Below are 17121 nucleotides of genomic sequence, written 5' to 3' on the forward strand. Positions count from 1 at the left end.
AGACCGCGCCACATCCGCTCGGAGTTCCTGTCAGACGAGGGGGGTCGTCGCTGCGGATGCCGGGCGGGCGTTCACGCGTCCGCGGATGAAGATCAGCAGGACGAGGCCGGTGATGATGACGACGGGGTTGCCGAGATTCGCGAGCGAGGCGAGCATGCCCGGCGCAGGATTCCCGACCATGAGGAAGATCGACGAGTCCGTCGTCCCGTGGATGAGGATCGGCCAGATGATGCTGCCTCCGACGCGCATCGCGAGGTACATGCAGATCCCGAAGCCGAACGTGTACAGCAGCTGCAGGCCGGTGGCGAGCAGAGGCTGACCGGAGAGCAGGTTTCCCGCGTGCAGCGCGGCGAACAGGGCGGCCGAGACGACGGCGACGACGATCTCGCGATAGCCGGCCTTGCGCATGAGGTTCACCACGAGGCCGCGTGTGAGGAACTCCTCGGCGAATCCGACGAAAAGGCTCGAGACGACCCAGCCGAGCACCACGCCGGCGCCGGCCTTCGCGTAGTCGATCCCCGCGAAGTGGAGGGCGTTGAACAGCACGGTGACGACGACGGCGATCCACATCCACCAGCTGCCGCCGATGGACTGCCGTGCGAAGACCTCCTGCAGCCATCCGGTGCTCAGGGCGAAGGCGATGAGCAGGACGCATCCGAGCGCGACGGGCAGGCCCGTGCCCACGAAGACCGCGAGTCCCTTATTCGCCGGATCCACACTCGTGATGATCGGGAGCAGCACCACCGTGAGGAGCTGCCACAGTGCGTAGTACCCGACGACCAGGAGCAGCGAACGCCACCAACCGCCCTTCTCCCAGAAGCGCTTCCATCCCGATGGGGTCCGCTGATCCGTCATTGGCGGTTCCTTCCTTTTCGGGTCCGTTCGGCTGCTCTCACGAACCCTACTGGTCGAGCACGGGGAGCAAGAGAGTCGCGCGAACCGCGAGAACTCCGTCACCAGCGTGAGAAGTACATGGCAGTTGCGGCGTCCCCCGATGCCCGTAGGATTTGGGACGCTCAGACCGAGGGCGTTCTTCGAGCGCCTGCACGCCCGCGCAGAACGCGTCGGTTTGTGGAATGCGGCCCCGGAATCAACGTTTATTCCTCTTGCAAACGCCTTCTAGCCTCTCTCGCAGAGACGACCGAAGGAGCTCGCATGCCCACTCTCCACCGCCGCACGGTGCTGCAGCTCGGCGGCTTGGCCGCCGCGGCTGCGCTGTTCGCGGATCTGTCCCGTCCGCCGTCCGCCGCCGCGGCGATCAAGCCTCTCGCAGTCGGTGTGCCCGAGATCGAGGCACTGCGACTGCGCTGGGTCGAGACGCTCACGGGGAGGGCGATCGTGGCGGCAACGCCCGCGGTCTTCGCCGACGCGATAGCGCGTCAGGACAAGGCCGCCGATGCGCTGCTCGGCAAGGCGAGCCCGACGGCGACGCGCTACTTCTCCGACCAGGATTGGGCGATCGGGGCGAGCGACATCGCCAGATCCAATTCGATGCGGATGAACTACGTGGGCATCCAAACCCTGGCGGTGTCCTGGGCGACCCCGGGATCCAAGCACGAGGGGTCGGCGACAGTGCTCGATGTGATCACCCGTGGGCTTGCCCACATGCACGAGCAGATCTTCAACACCGAGACGGCGTGGTGGGGGAACTGGTGGTCCTGGAACATCGGGGCACCCCAGCCGCTCGCCAACACCATGGCGCTCGTTCACGATCACCTGTCATCGGATGAGGTCGACGCCTACTGCACTGCGATCGATCACTTTCTCCCGAACCGTGATCCGCGACTGCAACTGCATCCCAGCGGGACACAGCTTTCGGACGCAGCGAACCGGGTGGATATCTGCCAGGGCGTCATCGTGCGCTCGATCGTGCAGCCCGATGCCGACCTGTTGCATGCCGCGGTGGCGGCGCTCAGCGACAGCTGGCAGTACGTCACTGAGGGCAACGGGTTCTTCCGTGACGGGTCGTTCGTGCAGCACTCCACGATCGGTTACACGGGCACGTACGGGCTGGTGCTGCTCGGCGGGCTCGCGAAGCTCTTCGCCCTGGTCGCCGGATCCTCCTTCGACATCACAGATCCGACCCGCGAGAACATCACCAGCGCGGTCGACGATTCCTTCGCACCGTTGATGTTCCGTGGCCAGATGATGGATGCGGTGCGCGGGCGGGCTGTTTCCCGTTTCGCGGAGCGGAGCATCGACGACGGTGACGGCCTCATCGAGTACGCCCTGCGTCTCGCCCAGTCCGCCGACGCCGCAACCGCCGCACGCTGGCGGGGCCTGTGCCGGCAATGGATCGAAAGCAACTCCGCGGCGGAGATCACGGCGTCGACGAACATCGTCCGGCTGTCCCTGGTCACGGAACTCCTCGCGTCCGACACGCCCGCGGTGCCGGATCCTCGCGGGCCGAAGCTGTTTCCCGCCATGGACCGTCTGGTGCACCGCTCGGCGGACGGCGGGTGGGCCCTGTGCGTCGCCATGTGCTCGAATCGCATCGCCTGGAATGAGGGCACGCCTGACGAGAACTTCTTCGGCGCCAAGACCAGTCAGGGCATGACCTATCTGTACCTGGCCGGGCAGGAGAGGGCATTCGACGATGAATTCTGGGCGACCTCCGATCTCGACGCGCCTCCCGGGACCACCGTCGATCTGACTCCGTTGCCGAAGAATCCCGAGGGCGAGTGGGGAGCGGGCACTCCGCAGAACGAGTGGACGGGTGGCGCCACCTTCGAGGACATGGCTCTTGCGGCGATGCACCTGGTGGCGCCAGGCGGTACCGGTCTCGTGGCCCGCAAGGCGTGGTTCACCCTGCCTGACGCTGTGGTCGCCCTCGGTTGCGGCATCTCGACGCGCAGCACGGCCGAGGTGCGCACGATCGTCGAGCATCGCAATCTCGGCACAGCCGGAAGGCGTCTCATCGTGGATGGGCAGGACGTCTCCGCCGACACCACGCTCGCAGGTGCCCGTTGGGCGCACCTCGAGGATGTCGGCGGCTATGTGTTCCTCGACGGATCTGCGCTGCTCACCGCGAGCATCGCCGACAGGCAGGGTTCATGGCAGCGCAACAACACGAACAAGGCGGCAGGCACGGGCGTTCTGCAGCGGCGGTCGTACGCAACGCTGACGCTCTCACACGGCGTCGGGGCGGGCGCCGCCGGTGGTTACGCGTATCTTCTGCGTCCGGGGGTCGACGCTGCCACGACTGCCGCGATCGCGCAGAAACCCCCGGTTCAGGTCATTCGAAATGACGAGACGGCCCAGGCGATTCAGCCCGCACCGCATGTCATCGCCGCCGCATTCTGGAAGCCCGGAACCGTGGGTGACGTGAGCGTGGACCGGGCAGCATGCGTGATCCTCCGCAAGACACCGGGGATGACACGGATCTCCGTGAGCGAGCCAACCCAGGACGAAGCAACGCTTGTGATCGATCTGGCGAACACGGAGGCGAGCAGAGCCAACGGCCAGGACGCCGACCGCGTCGCCGTCGTGCGACGCGCGGACGGTGTGCGTGTCACCGTCGATGTGTCCGGCGCCGCTGGTCGGACGGTCGAGTTCGTCCTGCAGCGCTAAAGAGATCTTCAAACGAGCGTTGAATCCCTCTGCGCTCAGCACGTCAGCTGGCAGGAACCCGCCCACAGGGAGGCATCATTTCGCAACGTCCCAACATCCTCGTCGTCATGGCCGACCAGTTCCGGGCCGCCTCGCTCGGCGCCGTCGGATCCGATCCGGTACGGACGCCGCATCTCGATCGACTCGCGTCCGAGGGGATCGTGGTGCGTCAGGCGGTGAGTTCGTACCCGGTGTGCAGCCCGCACCGCGCGATGTTCCTCACCGGCATGAGGCCCGAGTCGAACGGTGTCACGCTGAACGTCAACTCCGAAACCGCGCAGGACGGCGTGGGCCTCCGGGACGGTCTGCCGACCTGGGCGAGCGTGCTGCGCGCACACGGCTGGCGCACCGGCTACATCGGCAAATGGCACCTCGAGCCGCCGACCACCGATGATGAGCGGTTCGGAGAGGGGCGTCGAGTTGACGGCAAGGTGTGGGACGCGTGGTCACCGCCGGCCCGACGGTTCGGGTTCGACTTCTGGTACTCCTACGGGGCCGCTGACCATCACCTGGCTCCGCATTACTGGACCACGGACGCCGGGCGGGACGAGCGCGTCGATATCGATCAGTGGTCGGCCGAGCACGAGACCGACATCGCGCTGGACTTCCTCGCGGAAGCCGATCCGCGGCCGTTCGCGCTGATGGTGTCGTTGAACCCGCCGCATCAACCGTTCGATCAGGTCCCCGACCGATACCGCACCGCATATGCCGATCTCGATGAACAGGAGCTGTTGAACCGACCCAATGTGCCGCACGGCACCGCGATCGCGACCGAGGCAGCGGCGATCGCCCGTGACTACTTCGCCGCGATCACCGGCATCGACGAGCAGGTCGGGCGTCTGGCTGCGGCCGCGGCGGCCCTCGACGGCGACCGCCCGACCGTGATCCTGTTCACGTCCGATCACGGGATGCAGCTCGGCAGTCACGGACTGATGTACAAGAACGTCGCCTACGAGGAATCCATGAGACTGCCGCTGATCGTGCATGCGCCCGGACTCGTGCGCCCCGGCTCCTCCGATGCCGTGATCGACTCGCTCGACTTCACGCCCACGATCCTCGGGCTCGCGGGCGTCGCTGTGACGGATCCGCGGATGGTCGGCCGCGACCGCGCCCCGCTGCTGCGCGGGAAAGCCGAGGCCGAGCCCGACGACCCGACGGTGTATCTGCGCTACGCATCCCGATCGGATCCGAGCAGCGCACGCGGCCTGCGCACGACGACCGGCAAGCTCGTCGCTGCTTGGCATCCGGACCGAGGTCTGGATGTGCAGTTCTTCGACCTCGTCGCCGACCCGTTCGAACTCGACAGCGATCCGAATGCTCCGGCGGCGCACCGGCTCGCGACCGCGCTCGCCGCAGCCCTGACCGACGCCGGCGACGCCTGGGACGGTGCTGCGGCGCTCGCGGACGCCTACCCAGCAGCGACCGTCTGAGCGCTCAGGCGCCGTCCCAGTTCGGCGCGGCGAAGGCGCCCAGCGGATCGCCATCGAGGGGGCGGAGTTGCCCCGAGCCCATGACAGGCAGGGCGGCGCCGTCAGCCTCCGCGGTGCTGTGCGCGGCGAACCACTCCCAGAGCAGCCGACGCAGCGCGGCGACCTCGTCGGCGTGTGCCGCGTCCTCGGCCAGGTTGACGCGCTCCTTCGGATCCTGCACGAGGTCGTAGAGCTCATGTGGGCCGTAGGGCGCCCGATGCACGTACTTGCGCTCCCGGGTGCGGATCATCCGGGCCGGGCCGTACTCGCTGTGCACGACCACCGGACGCTCCGCCTGCGCGGTCGTGCCGTCGCGCAGCAGGTCCGCGAAGCTGCGTCCCGGACCCGTTTCGAAGGCCGACGGATCCTGGCCGATCAGATCGAGCAGGGTGGCGGGTAGGTCGTAGGCACTGAGGAGCTGATCGTGGACCGCTCCGACGGGCAGCAGCCCTGGTGCGCAGACGATGAACGGCACCATCACCGACTCGTCGTACATGTTCATCGGGAAGGTGCCGTTGCCTTTGCCCCAGAAGCCGTGCTGGCCGCAGCTGAATCCGTTGTCGCTGAGGAACACGACGATCGTCTCGTCCTCGATACCGTGCGCGTCGAGCCGCTCGAGGACGCGACCGATGGCGGCATCCATCGCGGTGACCGAGGCGAAATAACCGATCAGGGCCTCGCGGGTATCGGCCTCGCCTCCGATCGGGGCGCCGTCTTTGGTCTGAAGCCACGGGTGCGGCTCCTCCTGAGGACAGGTGTCGAAGGCGCAGTCACCGTACAGCGCGGTGAACTCCTCCGGATGCTCCCCGGCGAACGGGCGATGCGGCGCGGTGAAGTTGATCGCGAGGAAGAACGGCGCGTCCTGGCTCTGTTCGGCGTCGATGAACGCCGCTGCATCGTCGGCGATGACGTCGGTGAGGTAGTCCGTGACGTGCTCGGCTGCTCCCCCCCGATACATCACGGCGTCGTGATATGGGCTGCCTCCGCCTTCCAGCGCGTACCAGTGCACGAAGCCGCGCCGCGGCACGTCGCTCGCCCCGAGGTGCCACTTGCCGGAGAGGCCGAGGCGGTATCCGGCGTCGGTGAGGGCATCCGTCAGCGTCGGCAGATCGCCCAGATAGTCGCGGCTCTCGGGGCCGACGTGGGCGCCGCCGAGATAGTCGTGGACGCCGTGCGTCGAGGGGATCTGCCCGGTGAGCAGACTCGCGCGCGCCGGGGAGCACACCGGCGACGCGCAGAAGAAGCGGTCCAGGCGTACGCCCCGGTCGGCGAGGCCGTCGAGCACCGGTGTGCGGATCTCATGGTTGCCTGCGGAGCCGAGCGCCCAGGGGCCCTGATCGTCGCTGATGATCACGATGAGGTTGCGGCGGGATCCGGTCATGCGAGGGCCTCCACGGCGGCGAACGAGACCGCGGTGCCGGTCTCGGCGGAGCGGTACGCGGCGAGCACCAGCTCGACGACGTGACGTGCATGGGCGAGGGAGACGGCGGGCGTGGCACCGCCGACCACCGCGGCGAAGTCCGCCAGCTGTGCCGTGAAGGCACGCTGGATGTCGTCCGGACCGCTCTCGTGCACGACGCGAGTGCGCCCGTCGACGTGCACGGTCGTGCCGCGACGCGGATCCACCTCGATCACGCCCTGCTCGCACACGATCGTCATGCTGTCGCCCCGCGTGGCGGGGTCGCTGATGACCGAGATCGTCACGCCCACGCCATTGTCGAGGAGCAGCTGCATGCTGCCGTCGGTCTCGACCGACGATCCGAACCGGCTCGTCGTGTCGGCGAGCATCTCGAGTGCGCGCCCTCCGCCGAGCCAGAGCGATCGATCCAGGCAATGACCGCCGATGTTGATAAGCGCACCGCCGCCGGCGATCTCAGGGGAGAAGAACCACGCTGAGCGGGATCCGGGCCGGTAGTCGGTGCTGCGATTGTCGCGGATCATCCGCACTGCTCCCAGCTCGCCCGAGGAGATCACGCGGGCGGCTGCCACCTTCTCGGGGAGGAAGTGCTGGATGTGTCCTACGGTCAGGGCGACCCTGGCCGCCGTGCATTCCGCGATCATCCGGTCGCAGTCGGCGACGCTGGTGGCCATCGGCTTCTCCACGAGCACGTGCGCGCTCGCCGCAGCCGCGTCCTGGGCGATCGGCAGGTGCAGGGAATGCGGTGTGTTCACGATGACCGCATCGACGATGCCGGCCTCGAGCATCCGACGATGATCGGTGAACACGGCGGCTCCGGTCCCGGCGACCGCACGCAGTGCCGCGTGCTCGTCGATGTCGCAGACTGCGGTCAGCTCGATCCCGTCCAGCAGGGATGCAGCCGCGATGTGGAAAGGGGCGACCGCTCCCGCTCCGATCAATCCGATGCGCACGTGTTCTCCTCAGTTCTCGTCGTGTCGGTCGCCCGCGCCGCAGGATCGGCGGATCACGATGCGCGGGCGGAGTCTGATCTGGTGCAGCGGGCACTCATCGCCCTCGACGAGACGGCGCAGCATGACGTCGGCGGCCATCCGCCCGATGCGGTACTTCGGTGGGGCCACCGCCGTCAGCGGGACCTCGGCGAGGTCGGCGAACTCGTCGTCGTACGAGACCAGAGCGAGGTCGTCGGGCACTCGGACCCCGCTGCGCCGCGCGGCGCCCTCGAGCATCGCCGCCTCGCGGTCGCCGAACACGAGTGCTGCGGTCGCCTCGAAGGTGCGCAGCGCGGCGAAGGCTGACTCGGCGGAGTCGGCCTCCCAGTCGGTCTTCGCCTGCGAGAACTCCAGGTCCGGGGTGAGCCCGAGATCGGCGACGGCGCTGCGGTATCCCTGCACGACGCCGAACTCGGTGACCGTGCGCGAGCGCGTGAGCAGCGCAATGCGGGTGTGTCCGAGGAGGGCGAGGTGTCCGACCGCGTCGTATGCGCCGCCGGCGTGGTCCGAGCAGACGTGCTCCGTGGTGTCCGCGGGACCGACGCCGTGCAGGCTGCGCTCCACGAGGACGACCGGCACGGGCAGCGACATGAGCTCTCGGGTGCGGGCGAGCGGGGCCTCGATCCCGGTGAGGGTCGGTGCGAGCAGAAGTCCGTCGACGCCGGCGTCGAGGAGGGACGCGATCGACTCATCTTCGCGCTCGGGCTGGTAGCGGTAGGTGGCCAGTTGCAAGGAGGCCCCGGCCGCGGACAGCGACTCGTCGATGCCCTGCAGCACGCGCGGATAGTAGAGCTGAGTGTCGGGCAGCAGCACACCGATGCGGCGTCGGGTGCGCTCCTCTCGTGGCCGGGCATGAGCGACGAAGCTGCCTGCCCCCTGCCGCCGCACCACGATGCGCTCGGTGACGAGCTCGTCGAACGCGCGTCGCACCGTCGTCAGTGACAGTCCGGTCTCTTTCGCGAGTTCCTGCTCGGTCGGGAGCTTCTGCCCCGCGGTCCAGGTGCCGGCCAGGATGCCGCGGCGCAGCTGATCGGCGAGGATCTCGAACTTCAATCCCCGCGATTCTGCATCGCGCACAGGTGTCCCGCGCTGTCCTGCCATCACGATCCCTCCGTCGCACCTCCTCTGATTCTGTTCCTCGAAAAGTGAGGAATAAAGACGTATTCCCCTATTCCTCGCGTGCGGGAGGGAGCATTTCGACGCATTCGTCGGTCGCTGCCGGAGTAACGAGGAGACAAGTTCGCGATTACTCCTTGAATGCTTCTTTCCGATCGAGCGAGAGTCGTGCGACACAGGCGACGATGCCTCTCAGACGGAAGGAAATCCGATGGCGAAGATCCGAAAGCTCTCAGCCCTCGCCCTGATCAGCGCGCTCGCGCTCTCCGCCGCCGGATGCGCGTCCGGTACGAGCGGCGGATCGGGCTCGGGGGGAACGCTCACCTACTGGTCGATGTGGAAGGAAGGCGAGGCGCAGCAGAAGGTGCTCGCCTCCGCGATCGCAGACTTCACCAAGCAGACCGGCATCAAGGTCACCGTGCAGTGGCAGGGTCGCGACAGCGTGAAGAAGGTCGTGCCGACACTCAACACCAACAACGTCCCCGACCTCATCGACAGCTCGTTCGCGAAACTGGCCCCGGTCCTCGCGACGAGCGGGCAGGCCAAGGAGCTGGCCGCCGCGTACGGGGCGGACGTTGACGGCAAGAAGGTATCCGACCTGATCCCGAAGGCGTACCTCGCCGACACCGACATCACGCGTCAGGGCGACAAGGCGCCGTGGATGCTGCCGTACACGCTCACCAGCGATGCGATCTGGTTCAACGCCGCCACGCATCCCGAGCTCGCCTCCGCGCCGCCGAAGGACTGGAACGACTTCGTCGCCGAGCTCGGCACGCTCAAGGCCGCGAACGAGGTGCCGCTCGCCATCGACGGCGACGTCTCCGGCTACAACGCCTACTGGTACACGTCGGCGCTCGTGCACATCGCCGGTCCCGGCGCCATGAAGAAGATCGCCGAGGACAAGACCGGCAAGGCCTGGGAGGGATCCGACGCCGTCGAGGCCGCGAAGATGGTGCAGCAGCTCGTTGACGGCGGCTACTTCATCTCCGGCTACAACGCGAGCAAGTGGCCTGCGCAGCAGCAGGCCTGGGCGGACAACAAGGCCGCGCTGCTCTACAACGGCACCTGGATCCCGACCGAGACGGCGTCGTACGCGACCAGCGGCTTCCAGTACTCTTCTTTCCCGTTCCCCACGGTCGACGGCGGCAAGCAGGTCTCGCGGGCCGACTTCATCGGGTTCTCGGTGCCGGCCAAGGCCAAGAACGCCGAGAATGCGCAGAAGTTCGCCTCGTTCTTCCTGAACAAGAAGTACCAGGACGCGCTCGGCACGGACGCGAAGATCCTGCCCATCCGCGCGGATGCCGCCATCAGTCCCGAGGTCGACTCGGTGAAGAAGGCGCTCGATGCGGCCGACGGCTTCTACGTGCAGAACGACGGGATCACCTTCCCCGGCTACGCGGAGAAGCTGCTCTACCCGACCATCGACCAGCTCGTACAGGGCAAGCTCTCCGCGACCGACTTCATCGCCGCGATGAAGTCGGGCCAGGCCGACTACTGGAAGCAGAACTCATGACCCAGACGGCAGCGATGCCCGGGGTCGCCGCAGGCCGGGGCTCGCGTCGCGCGTCCCGGCCCGGCGGCAACGCCATCGACAACGCCCGCAAGAAGCTCTTCGTCCCCTTCGTGGGTCCGGCGCTGCTGTTCTACTCGGTGCTGTTCGTCGGCCCTTCCGTCTACGCGATCTGGATCAGCTTCCACAAATGGGCCGGAGCCGGTCCGATGGAGTTCGTCGGTCTCGGCAACTACGTCAAGCTGTTCGGTGACAAGCTGTTCCTACAGTCCTTCGGCAACACTCTGCTGCTGCTGTTCGTGGTCGGCATCGTGATCTTCTTGGTCTCGTTCGGCCTCACCCTGGTGCTGCGCGACATGGTAGGGCGCAAGATCGCCCGCTCCGTGATCTTCTTCCCGCACCTCGTGAACGCCATGATCTTCGGCGTGCTCGCCGGTTTCGTGCTCAACCCCGGCGGTCTTGTGAACAGGTTGCTGGGCTGGGTCGGCGTGACGGATCCGCCGGCCTGGCTCGCGACCGAGAACCTGTTTCCGCTGATCATGGTGATGCTCACCTGGATCACCACCGGCTACTACACAACGATCCTGATGGCCGGCGTCGACCGGATCCCGCCCTACTACTACGAGGACTGCGCCCTCGCCGGTGCGAACGCGTTCCAGCGGCTGCGCTACGTGATCCTGCCGCTGACCTGGGACGTGTTCGGCACCTGCGCGGTGCTGTGGACGATCTCCTCGGTCAAGATCTTCGAGATCATCTGGATCTTCGGCGGCTCGACCGGCCAGGGCATCCCGCCCACACGTACCTGGAGCACGGCCGTCTACACGTACGTGACGGCATTCTCGGGCGAATCCATCCCTGCGTACGGCATGGCCAGCGCCAGCGCGATCCTGTCGCTCGCCCTGGTGTCCATGCTCGTCGTCCTGCTGCGCCGCGTGATGAGGCGCGACGCGATCGAGATCTAGGAGTCCTGATGACCACTGCCCAGCTGCTCCGGGAGGAGACAAGCACCCGTGCGGTCGTGACCGGCCGATCCGACCGCCCCCGTCGGCGCCGGGGCGCCGCGATCGGACGCGAGCGCAGCGTGCTGCGCGGAGTCGGGCTGGTGCTGCTGTGGGCCTTCGTCGCCCTGAATATCGCCTGGATGGTCTGGATGGTGATCCAGGCCTTCCGTGACACGCGCTCGATCCTGAGCGATCCGTGGGGGCTTCCCTCCTCGCTCGATCCCGTGAACTTCGTGACGGCATGGACGGCCGGCGACTTCGCCACGGCGACGCTCAACAGCGTGAGCACGACGCTGGTCTCCTCGTTCGTGACGGTCGCGATCGCGGCCCCCGCCGCCTACTACCTCGGCCGGGTGGAGAACCGATTCACGAACGCGCTCACGATGTACTTCGTGTTGGGGTTGGGGATCCCGGTGCAGGTGATCCTGATCCCCTTGTTCGTGATGCTCAATGAGGTGTACCTCACCGACAGTCTGATCGGCCTCAACATCGTCTACGTCGGTGTCTCGATGCCGTTCACCGTGTTCCTTCTCATCGCCTTCTTCCGCTCCCTCCCGCGGGAACTCGAGGAAGCCGCAGCGCTTGACGGAACCTCCGCCTTCGGAACCTTCTGGCGGATAACGCTGCCGCTCGCGAAGGGCGGCATCCTCACCGCATTCGTGCTGCAGGTCATCTCGCACTGGAACGAGACGCTGCTGGCGCTCACGCTGCTCCAGTCGACCGACAAGTACACCCTGCCGGTGGCGCTGATCTCGTTCATTCAGCAGCAGACCTACTCGGGCGCCGACTGGGGCGGCCTATTCGCTGGGCTGTGCATCGTGGTGCTGCCGATGCTGGCGATCTATCTGTGGCTCGGGCGCCGCCTCACGGAGGGGCTGACGCTCGGCATGGGCAAGTAGTACCCGACATGGCGCTGGACGAGTTCTGAACGAGCGCGTTGGCCGGATCTCGCGGCGAACGCCGCGCCGCCGAACTCGCGTCGACGATCGCCTCGGTCATCGACGCCCCACTCGCAGGATTCGCTCCAGCCGGCGGAGGCGTGGGCGATGCCTTTGGCTCCGTTTTGATAATGATTCTCATTTAACGTAGTGTCGAGGACATGCAGAAGCCCCTCGCCGCCCTCGCTCTCGCCGTCGCCTCGATCCTCGCTCTCGCGGGCTGTTCCTCGACGGCCGGCCCCGCGTCCTCATCCAGCGCGGGGAGCATCGCGGTGACGGCGTCGACCAATGTCTGGGGCGACGTCGCGAAGGAGATCGGCGGCGATCACGTCGAGGTCACCTCCGTCATCGCTTCTCTGTCGCAGGATCCGCACGAGTACGAGGTGACTGCCGCGGATCAGCTGAAGGTCCGCGGCGCGAAGCTCATCCTGGAGAACGGCGGCGGCTATGACTCGTTCTTCGGCGACCTCGTCTCGAAGTCGGGGAGCAAGGCTCCTGTCGTCACCGCGGTCACGTTCGCGCCGAGCTGGCCGAAGGGTGAGGACGGCATGAAGACCGCCGAGGGATTCAACGAGCACGTCTGGTACGACACGGGGGTCGTCGAGGATGTCGCGAAGAAGGTCGCCGACGAGCTCAGCGGCATCGCCCCCGAGCACAAGGCCGACTTCGAGAAGAACCTCGCGACCTTCCAGCAGGGTCTCGCCGGGCTGAACTCCTCGCTCACGACGATCAAGGGTGCCCATCAGGGCGAGAAGATCTTCGTCACTGAGCCGGTTCCGCTGTACCTGACGGCGGCCGCGGGCCTGGTGAACGTGACGCCAGAGGCCTTCAGTCACGCGGTGGAGGAGGGGCAGGACGTCCCGCCCGCCACGCTCCTCGAAGCGACGAACCTCGTCGAGTCGGGTGAGGTCAAGGCGCTGTTCGCCAACGCCCAGGCCGGTGGTGCCGAGACCACGAAGGTCATCGGCGTCGCGAAAGAGAAGGGTGTGCCCGTGCAGGAGGTCACCGAGCTGGTGCCGGACGGCAAGACCTACCTGTCCTGGATGAAGGACAACATCGACACGCTCTCGCGTAACCTCGACAAGTGACCTCTCCCGCCGAGTCTCCGGCCGCTCCGCTGCTGCGGATCCGCGGTGCCGGCATCCGCCGGGACGACCGAGAGCTGTGGAGCGGACTCGACCTCGATGTGGCCGCGGGCGAGCTCGTGGCGGTGCTCGGCCCCAGCGGCACCGGCAAGACCACGCTGCTGCGCGCGATCCTCGGTCTGCAGCAGCTCTCCGAGGGCACCATCGAGGCGGCGGGGCAGCCGGTGCGTCGGCGCGGCAACCGCCGTATCGGCTACCTCCCGCAGGCGCGCCCGCTGCCGCCCGAGACATCGCTGCGGGGCCGCGACCTCGTCGCGCTCGGCGTCGACGGGCACCGGTTCGGCCTGCCGATCCCGCGCCGCGGTGACCGCGCCAGGATCGACGCGCTGGTCGCGGCGGTGGGAGCCGACTCCTTCGCGGATCGCCCCGCGGGCACTCTCTCCGGCGGCGAGCAGCAGCGGCTGCGTGTGGGCCAGGCGCTCGCCGACGACCCAGGGCTGCTTCTCTGCGACGAGCCGCTGACCAGCCTCGACCTGGCCAATCAGCGAGCAGTGGTGGAGCTCATCGATCGGCACCGCCGCACCGGTGCCGGTGTGCTTCTCGTCACCCACGACATCAACCCGGTGCTCGACATCGTCGACCGGATCCTGTACCTCGCGAACGGGCGGTTCACGCTGGGCACACCACACGAGGTGCTCACCACGCGAGTGCTCTCGGACCTCTACGGGGTTCCTGTTTTCGTCTCGGAGGTCGGCGGTCGGCTGGTCGTCGTCGGCGCGCCCGATGCGGAGAGCGCCGCGCATCATCACAACCATGTCGGACCGGACGGGGAGGCGGCCGCATGAACCTCGCGGACATCGGCCAGGCCATGTTCGGCGGCCTCTCCCAGTACGGCGAGATCCTCGCACTCGTCTCGAACTCGGTCTGGGCGGGAGCCGTGCTCGGCCTCGTCGGCGGTCTCATCGGCGTCTTCGTGATGCAGCGCGACATGGCCTTCGCGGTGCACGGCATCAGCGAGCTGTCCTTCGCGGGCGCTGCTGTCGCTCTGCTGGTGGGCGTCGACGTCGTCACCGGCTCGATCGTCGGCTCCCTGATCGCCGCCGCGATCATCGGTTGGCTGGGCGCTCGCGCGCGCGACCGCAACTCGATCATCGGCGTGCTCATGCCGTTCGGTCTCGGCATCGGGATCCTCGCCCTCTCGCTCTACAGCGGGCGCGCGGCGGGCCGGTTCAGTCTTCTGACGGGGCAGATCGTCTCGGTGCAGTCGGACCAGCTCGGCTGGCTGACCGGGATCTGCGCCCTCGTGCTGGTGGGCCTGCTGCTCATCTGGCGGCCGCTGCGCTTCGACTCGCTCGACCCGCAGTCGGCCGCCGCGCGCGGCGTTCCGACGGTCGGCGTCTCCTTCGCGTTCATGCTGCTGCTCGGTCTGGTCGTGGCGGTCGCGGTGCACATCATCGGCGCGCTGCTGGTGATGGCGCTCGTCGTGACACCGGCCGCCGCCGCCATGCGGGTGCGCTCCGGCCCGCTGTCGGTTCCGGTGCTGGCGGCCGTGTTCGGGGTGGCGTCCGCGGTCGGCGGTATCCTCCTGGCCGTGATGGGGACGCTCCCGGTGAGCCCGTACATCACGACGGTCTCGTTCGTGATCTACCTCGTCTGTCGCGCGATCGGATCCCGTCGGGATCGCGTCGTGCGCGCGGCGACCCGACCCGAGGCGGCGGTGCGCCAGCCGTGATCGACCGTCGCGCCGCCGCACCTCACCGCGTGCCGCGCGACCGGTCTTCCCGGGGGGACAATCCTCCCGGGGCGAGTGGAGGAGTTCGGCGATGGGACACGGGCACGGACATGACACGGCCGCGATCCGTCAGGTTCGGGTAGCGCGCACTCCCCGGCGCATTCTGCTGACGACCCTGATCGTCGTCGGGGTGGTGACGATCGTCGGGCTGCTGCTGCTCTGGCCGTCCCCGACGCGTCCGGGAAGCGTGGCGATCGGTTCCTCGTCCGCGCGGAGCACGACCTATCCGACCGGCGAGATCGTGAAGCTGACCGACTGCGCGGATCTGCCACCATCGGCGGGCGGCGGATCCGGCGGGGCAACCGGCTCCGGGGGAGCGGGCGCCGGTCCCAGTGGTCAATCGGGCGCCGGTGGCGTGGCGGCCCCTGCTGCGGGAGGTGCGGCCCCCGCGCCCTGCTTGATCGCCCAGGTCAGGATCGAGAGCGGCGCCCGTGCCGGAGACAAGGTCACGACCATGCTGAACGGGCCGTTCGCCCGTGCGGGTCTGCGTCCCGGCGACCGGCTCGAGCTGCGGGTGACCGAGGTTCCGGGGCGCGCGAACGTCCCGCAGCCGGGCGGGGTGGATCCGGGGATCGCGGCGTTCGGCGTGGTCAGGACCGTACCGCTCGCGGTCTGGGCCGGACTGTTCGTGCTGATCGTGCTCGTGGTCGGACTTCTCCGCGGCCTGCTCGCGCTCGTCGGGCTGATCTTCAGCGGCGCCATGATCGTGATGTTCATGCTGCCCGCCTTGCTGCACGCCGGGCCCGCGATGGCGATCGCCCTCGTCGGGTCCTCTGCGATCCTCTACGTCGTGCTGTATCTCGCGCATGGCGTCTCCATGCGCACGAGCGCCGCGCTTGCGGGGACCCTGGCGGGTGTCGCCATCACCGCGATCCTGGCCCAACTGGCGGTCGGTACCACCCGGCTCAGCGGCCTCGACGAGAGCGCCGGCTTCCTTGCGCCGATGGTGCCGCAGGTCGACTTCCAAGGGCTGCTGACCTGCGCGATCATCATCGCCGGCCTGGGCGTGCTCAACGACGTGACGATCACGCAGAGCTCCTCCGTCTGGGAGCTGCGTGCCGTCGCCCCGGAGCTCTCTCGGCGGCAGCTCTTCGGCCGCGCGATGCGCATCGGACGGGACCACATCGCGTCCACCATCTACACGATCGTGTTCGCCTATGTGGGGGCATCCCTCAGCGTCGTGCTCCTGCTCTACGTGTACGACCAGCCGATGGTGAGCCTGCTGAGCCTGGAGGACATCGCGACGGAGGTCGTCCGCACGCTGTGCAGCGGGATCGGGCTCGTGCTCGCCGTTCCGCTCACCACGGCCATCGCCGTCGCGCTGCTCCCGCCCCGTTCCGCCGTGACGGGGGAGGCGATGCCGTCCTCGCTTGGCGAGGACGATGCCGAGAAGGTCGCCTGGCTGCGCACGTTGCGCACCGTTGAGGACGAACCGCTGACGCGGCCGAGTCCGCGCACCGCGTGAATCCCGCTATGCGGCCGGATCGCCGTAGCGCTCGGCGATCTCCTTCGATCCCGGCCATCCCTCATACGTCGCATGCTGGGGCCAGCCGTCCGGGACGTCCTGCCAGACCTCCTGACGCCCGTACGGCAGCACGTCCGCGATCGCGAAGGTGAGCATGAACTGCTCGGCGCCGCGCCCCGTCGTGTGCCAGGTGCGGTAGACGTCGTCGCCGTCGCGCAGGAACACGTTGTACGCGAATCCCTCACCCGGACCGGCATCCATGTCCGCGCCGAAGGTCGACGCCGCCGAGGAGTACCAGGTCATGCGGTTCCCGACGCGCTTCTTGTACGCGAGGATCTCGTCCATCGGCCCGTTGGTGACGACGACGAACCGCACATCCAGCGGCTCCACGATGTCGGGACGCGCGAACTGCGCCGTGCCGCCGGTGCAGCCCGGGCACTGCCAGGTGGCGCCGTCGGTCCACATGTGGTGGTAGGTCACGAGCTGGCTGTGCCCGTCGAAGATCTCGGCCAGGGTGACCCGGCTGCCGTCCTCGGCGATCAGCGTGTACTCGGGCAGCTTCACCGCGGGCAGCCGACGGCGGGCGGCCGCGATCGCATCCAGCTCGCGGGTCGCCGCCTTCTCCCTGATCCGCAGTTTCGCGAGCTCCTCGCGCCAGGTCTGCTCGTCGACGACGGGGGGCAGAGCGGTCATGACTTCCTCCGATGGTCGTTCCGTTCGCGGCGGC

General features: G+C 68.0%; 14 protein-coding genes. 9 read left to right on the forward strand and 5 right to left on the reverse strand.

The features are described 5' to 3' along the window. Positions 1–30 precede the first annotated feature (30 nt). A complete protein-coding gene (locus LXM50_RS09000; RefSeq protein ID WP_233310980.1) occupies positions 31–855 on the reverse strand; it encodes a CPBP family intramembrane glutamic endopeptidase in 825 nt (274 codons plus the stop codon). A 300-nt stretch (positions 856–1155) separates the two neighbouring features. Between LXM50_RS09000 and LXM50_RS09005 the strand changes: the two genes are divergently transcribed. Both LXM50_RS09005 and LXM50_RS09010 read left to right on the forward strand, forming a co-directional pair. Then, positions 1156–3570 (forward strand): polysaccharide lyase 8 family protein, encoded by a 2415-nt coding sequence (locus tag LXM50_RS09005; RefSeq protein ID WP_233310981.1) that lies wholly within the window; start codon positions 1156–1158, stop codon positions 3568–3570. A gap of 95 nt (positions 3571–3665) precedes the next feature. Continuing rightward, positions 3666–5039 carry a sulfatase gene (locus LXM50_RS09010; RefSeq protein WP_308192515.1) on the forward strand — a complete coding sequence of 458 codons (1374 nt, stop codon included), beginning with the start codon at positions 3666–3668 and terminating at the stop codon, positions 5037–5039. 4 nt (positions 5040–5043) lie between these two features. Here LXM50_RS09010 and LXM50_RS09015 read toward each other — a convergent pair whose 3' ends face one another. The 3 genes from LXM50_RS09015 to LXM50_RS09025 are packed head-to-tail and all read right to left on the reverse strand — an operon-like array spanning position 5044 to position 8540. Further along, positions 5044–6459: a sulfatase-like hydrolase/transferase gene (locus LXM50_RS09015; RefSeq protein WP_233310983.1), complete on the reverse strand. Its 1416-nt coding sequence runs from the start codon at positions 6457–6459 to the stop codon at positions 5044–5046. Then, positions 6456–7448: a Gfo/Idh/MocA family protein gene (locus LXM50_RS09020; protein ID WP_233310984.1), complete on the reverse strand. Its 993-nt coding sequence runs from the start codon at positions 7446–7448 to the stop codon at positions 6456–6458. Before LXM50_RS09020 ends, LXM50_RS09015 begins: the two co-directional genes overlap by 4 nt. A 9-nt stretch (positions 7449–7457) precedes the next feature. Next, on the reverse strand, positions 7458–8540 hold the full coding sequence (locus LXM50_RS09025; RefSeq protein WP_233310985.1) for a substrate-binding domain-containing protein: 1083 nt from the start codon (positions 8538–8540) through the stop codon (positions 7458–7460). A 274-nt stretch (positions 8541–8814) separates the two neighbouring features. Between LXM50_RS09025 and LXM50_RS09030 the strand changes: the two genes are divergently transcribed. The 7 genes from LXM50_RS09030 to LXM50_RS09060 all read left to right on the forward strand — a co-directional run bounded on the left by LXM50_RS09030 (position 8815) and on the right by LXM50_RS09060 (position 16394). Beyond that, the gene (locus LXM50_RS09030) at positions 8815–10116 is read left to right on the forward strand and encodes an ABC transporter substrate-binding protein (RefSeq protein ID WP_233310986.1); all 1302 of its coding nucleotides are present in this window, start codon (positions 8815–8817) and stop codon (positions 10114–10116) included. Next, positions 10113–11075, forward strand: coding sequence for a carbohydrate ABC transporter permease (locus LXM50_RS09035; protein WP_233310987.1), 963 nt, complete (start codon positions 10113–10115; stop codon positions 11073–11075). The genes LXM50_RS09030 and LXM50_RS09035 overlap by 4 nt, the downstream gene beginning before the upstream one ends. An 8-nt stretch (positions 11076–11083) precedes the next feature. After that, entirely contained in the window at positions 11084–12013 is a 930-nt protein-coding gene (locus LXM50_RS09040) for a carbohydrate ABC transporter permease (RefSeq protein WP_233310988.1), read from the forward strand. A 200-nt stretch (positions 12014–12213) separates the two neighbouring features. Next, a complete protein-coding gene (locus LXM50_RS09045; protein ID WP_233310989.1) occupies positions 12214–13140 on the forward strand; it encodes a metal ABC transporter solute-binding protein, Zn/Mn family in 927 nt (308 codons plus the stop codon). After that, entirely contained in the window at positions 13137–13982 is an 846-nt protein-coding gene (locus LXM50_RS09050) for a metal ABC transporter ATP-binding protein (RefSeq protein WP_233310990.1), read from the forward strand. The genes LXM50_RS09045 and LXM50_RS09050 overlap by 4 nt, the downstream gene beginning before the upstream one ends. Beyond that, positions 13979–14869 (forward strand): metal ABC transporter permease, encoded by an 891-nt coding sequence (locus tag LXM50_RS09055; protein WP_233310991.1) that lies wholly within the window; start codon positions 13979–13981, stop codon positions 14867–14869. Before LXM50_RS09050 ends, LXM50_RS09055 begins: the two co-directional genes overlap by 4 nt. Before the next feature lie 91 nt (positions 14870–14960). After that, positions 14961–16394 carry a YibE/F family protein gene (locus LXM50_RS09060; protein WP_233310992.1) on the forward strand — a complete coding sequence of 478 codons (1434 nt, stop codon included), beginning with the start codon at positions 14961–14963 and terminating at the stop codon, positions 16392–16394. A gap of 6 nt (positions 16395–16400) precedes the next feature. On the opposite strand, the gene LXM50_RS09065 is transcribed toward LXM50_RS09060, so the two are convergent. After that, positions 16401–17087, reverse strand: coding sequence for a DUF899 family protein (locus LXM50_RS09065; protein WP_233310993.1), 687 nt, complete (start codon positions 17085–17087; stop codon positions 16401–16403). Between the last annotated feature and the right edge of the window lie 34 nt (positions 17088–17121).

This window comes from Microbacterium sp. Au-Mic1 (genome assembly GCF_021341785.1).
Lineage (GTDB): Bacteria > Actinomycetota > Actinomycetes > Actinomycetales > Microbacteriaceae > Microbacterium.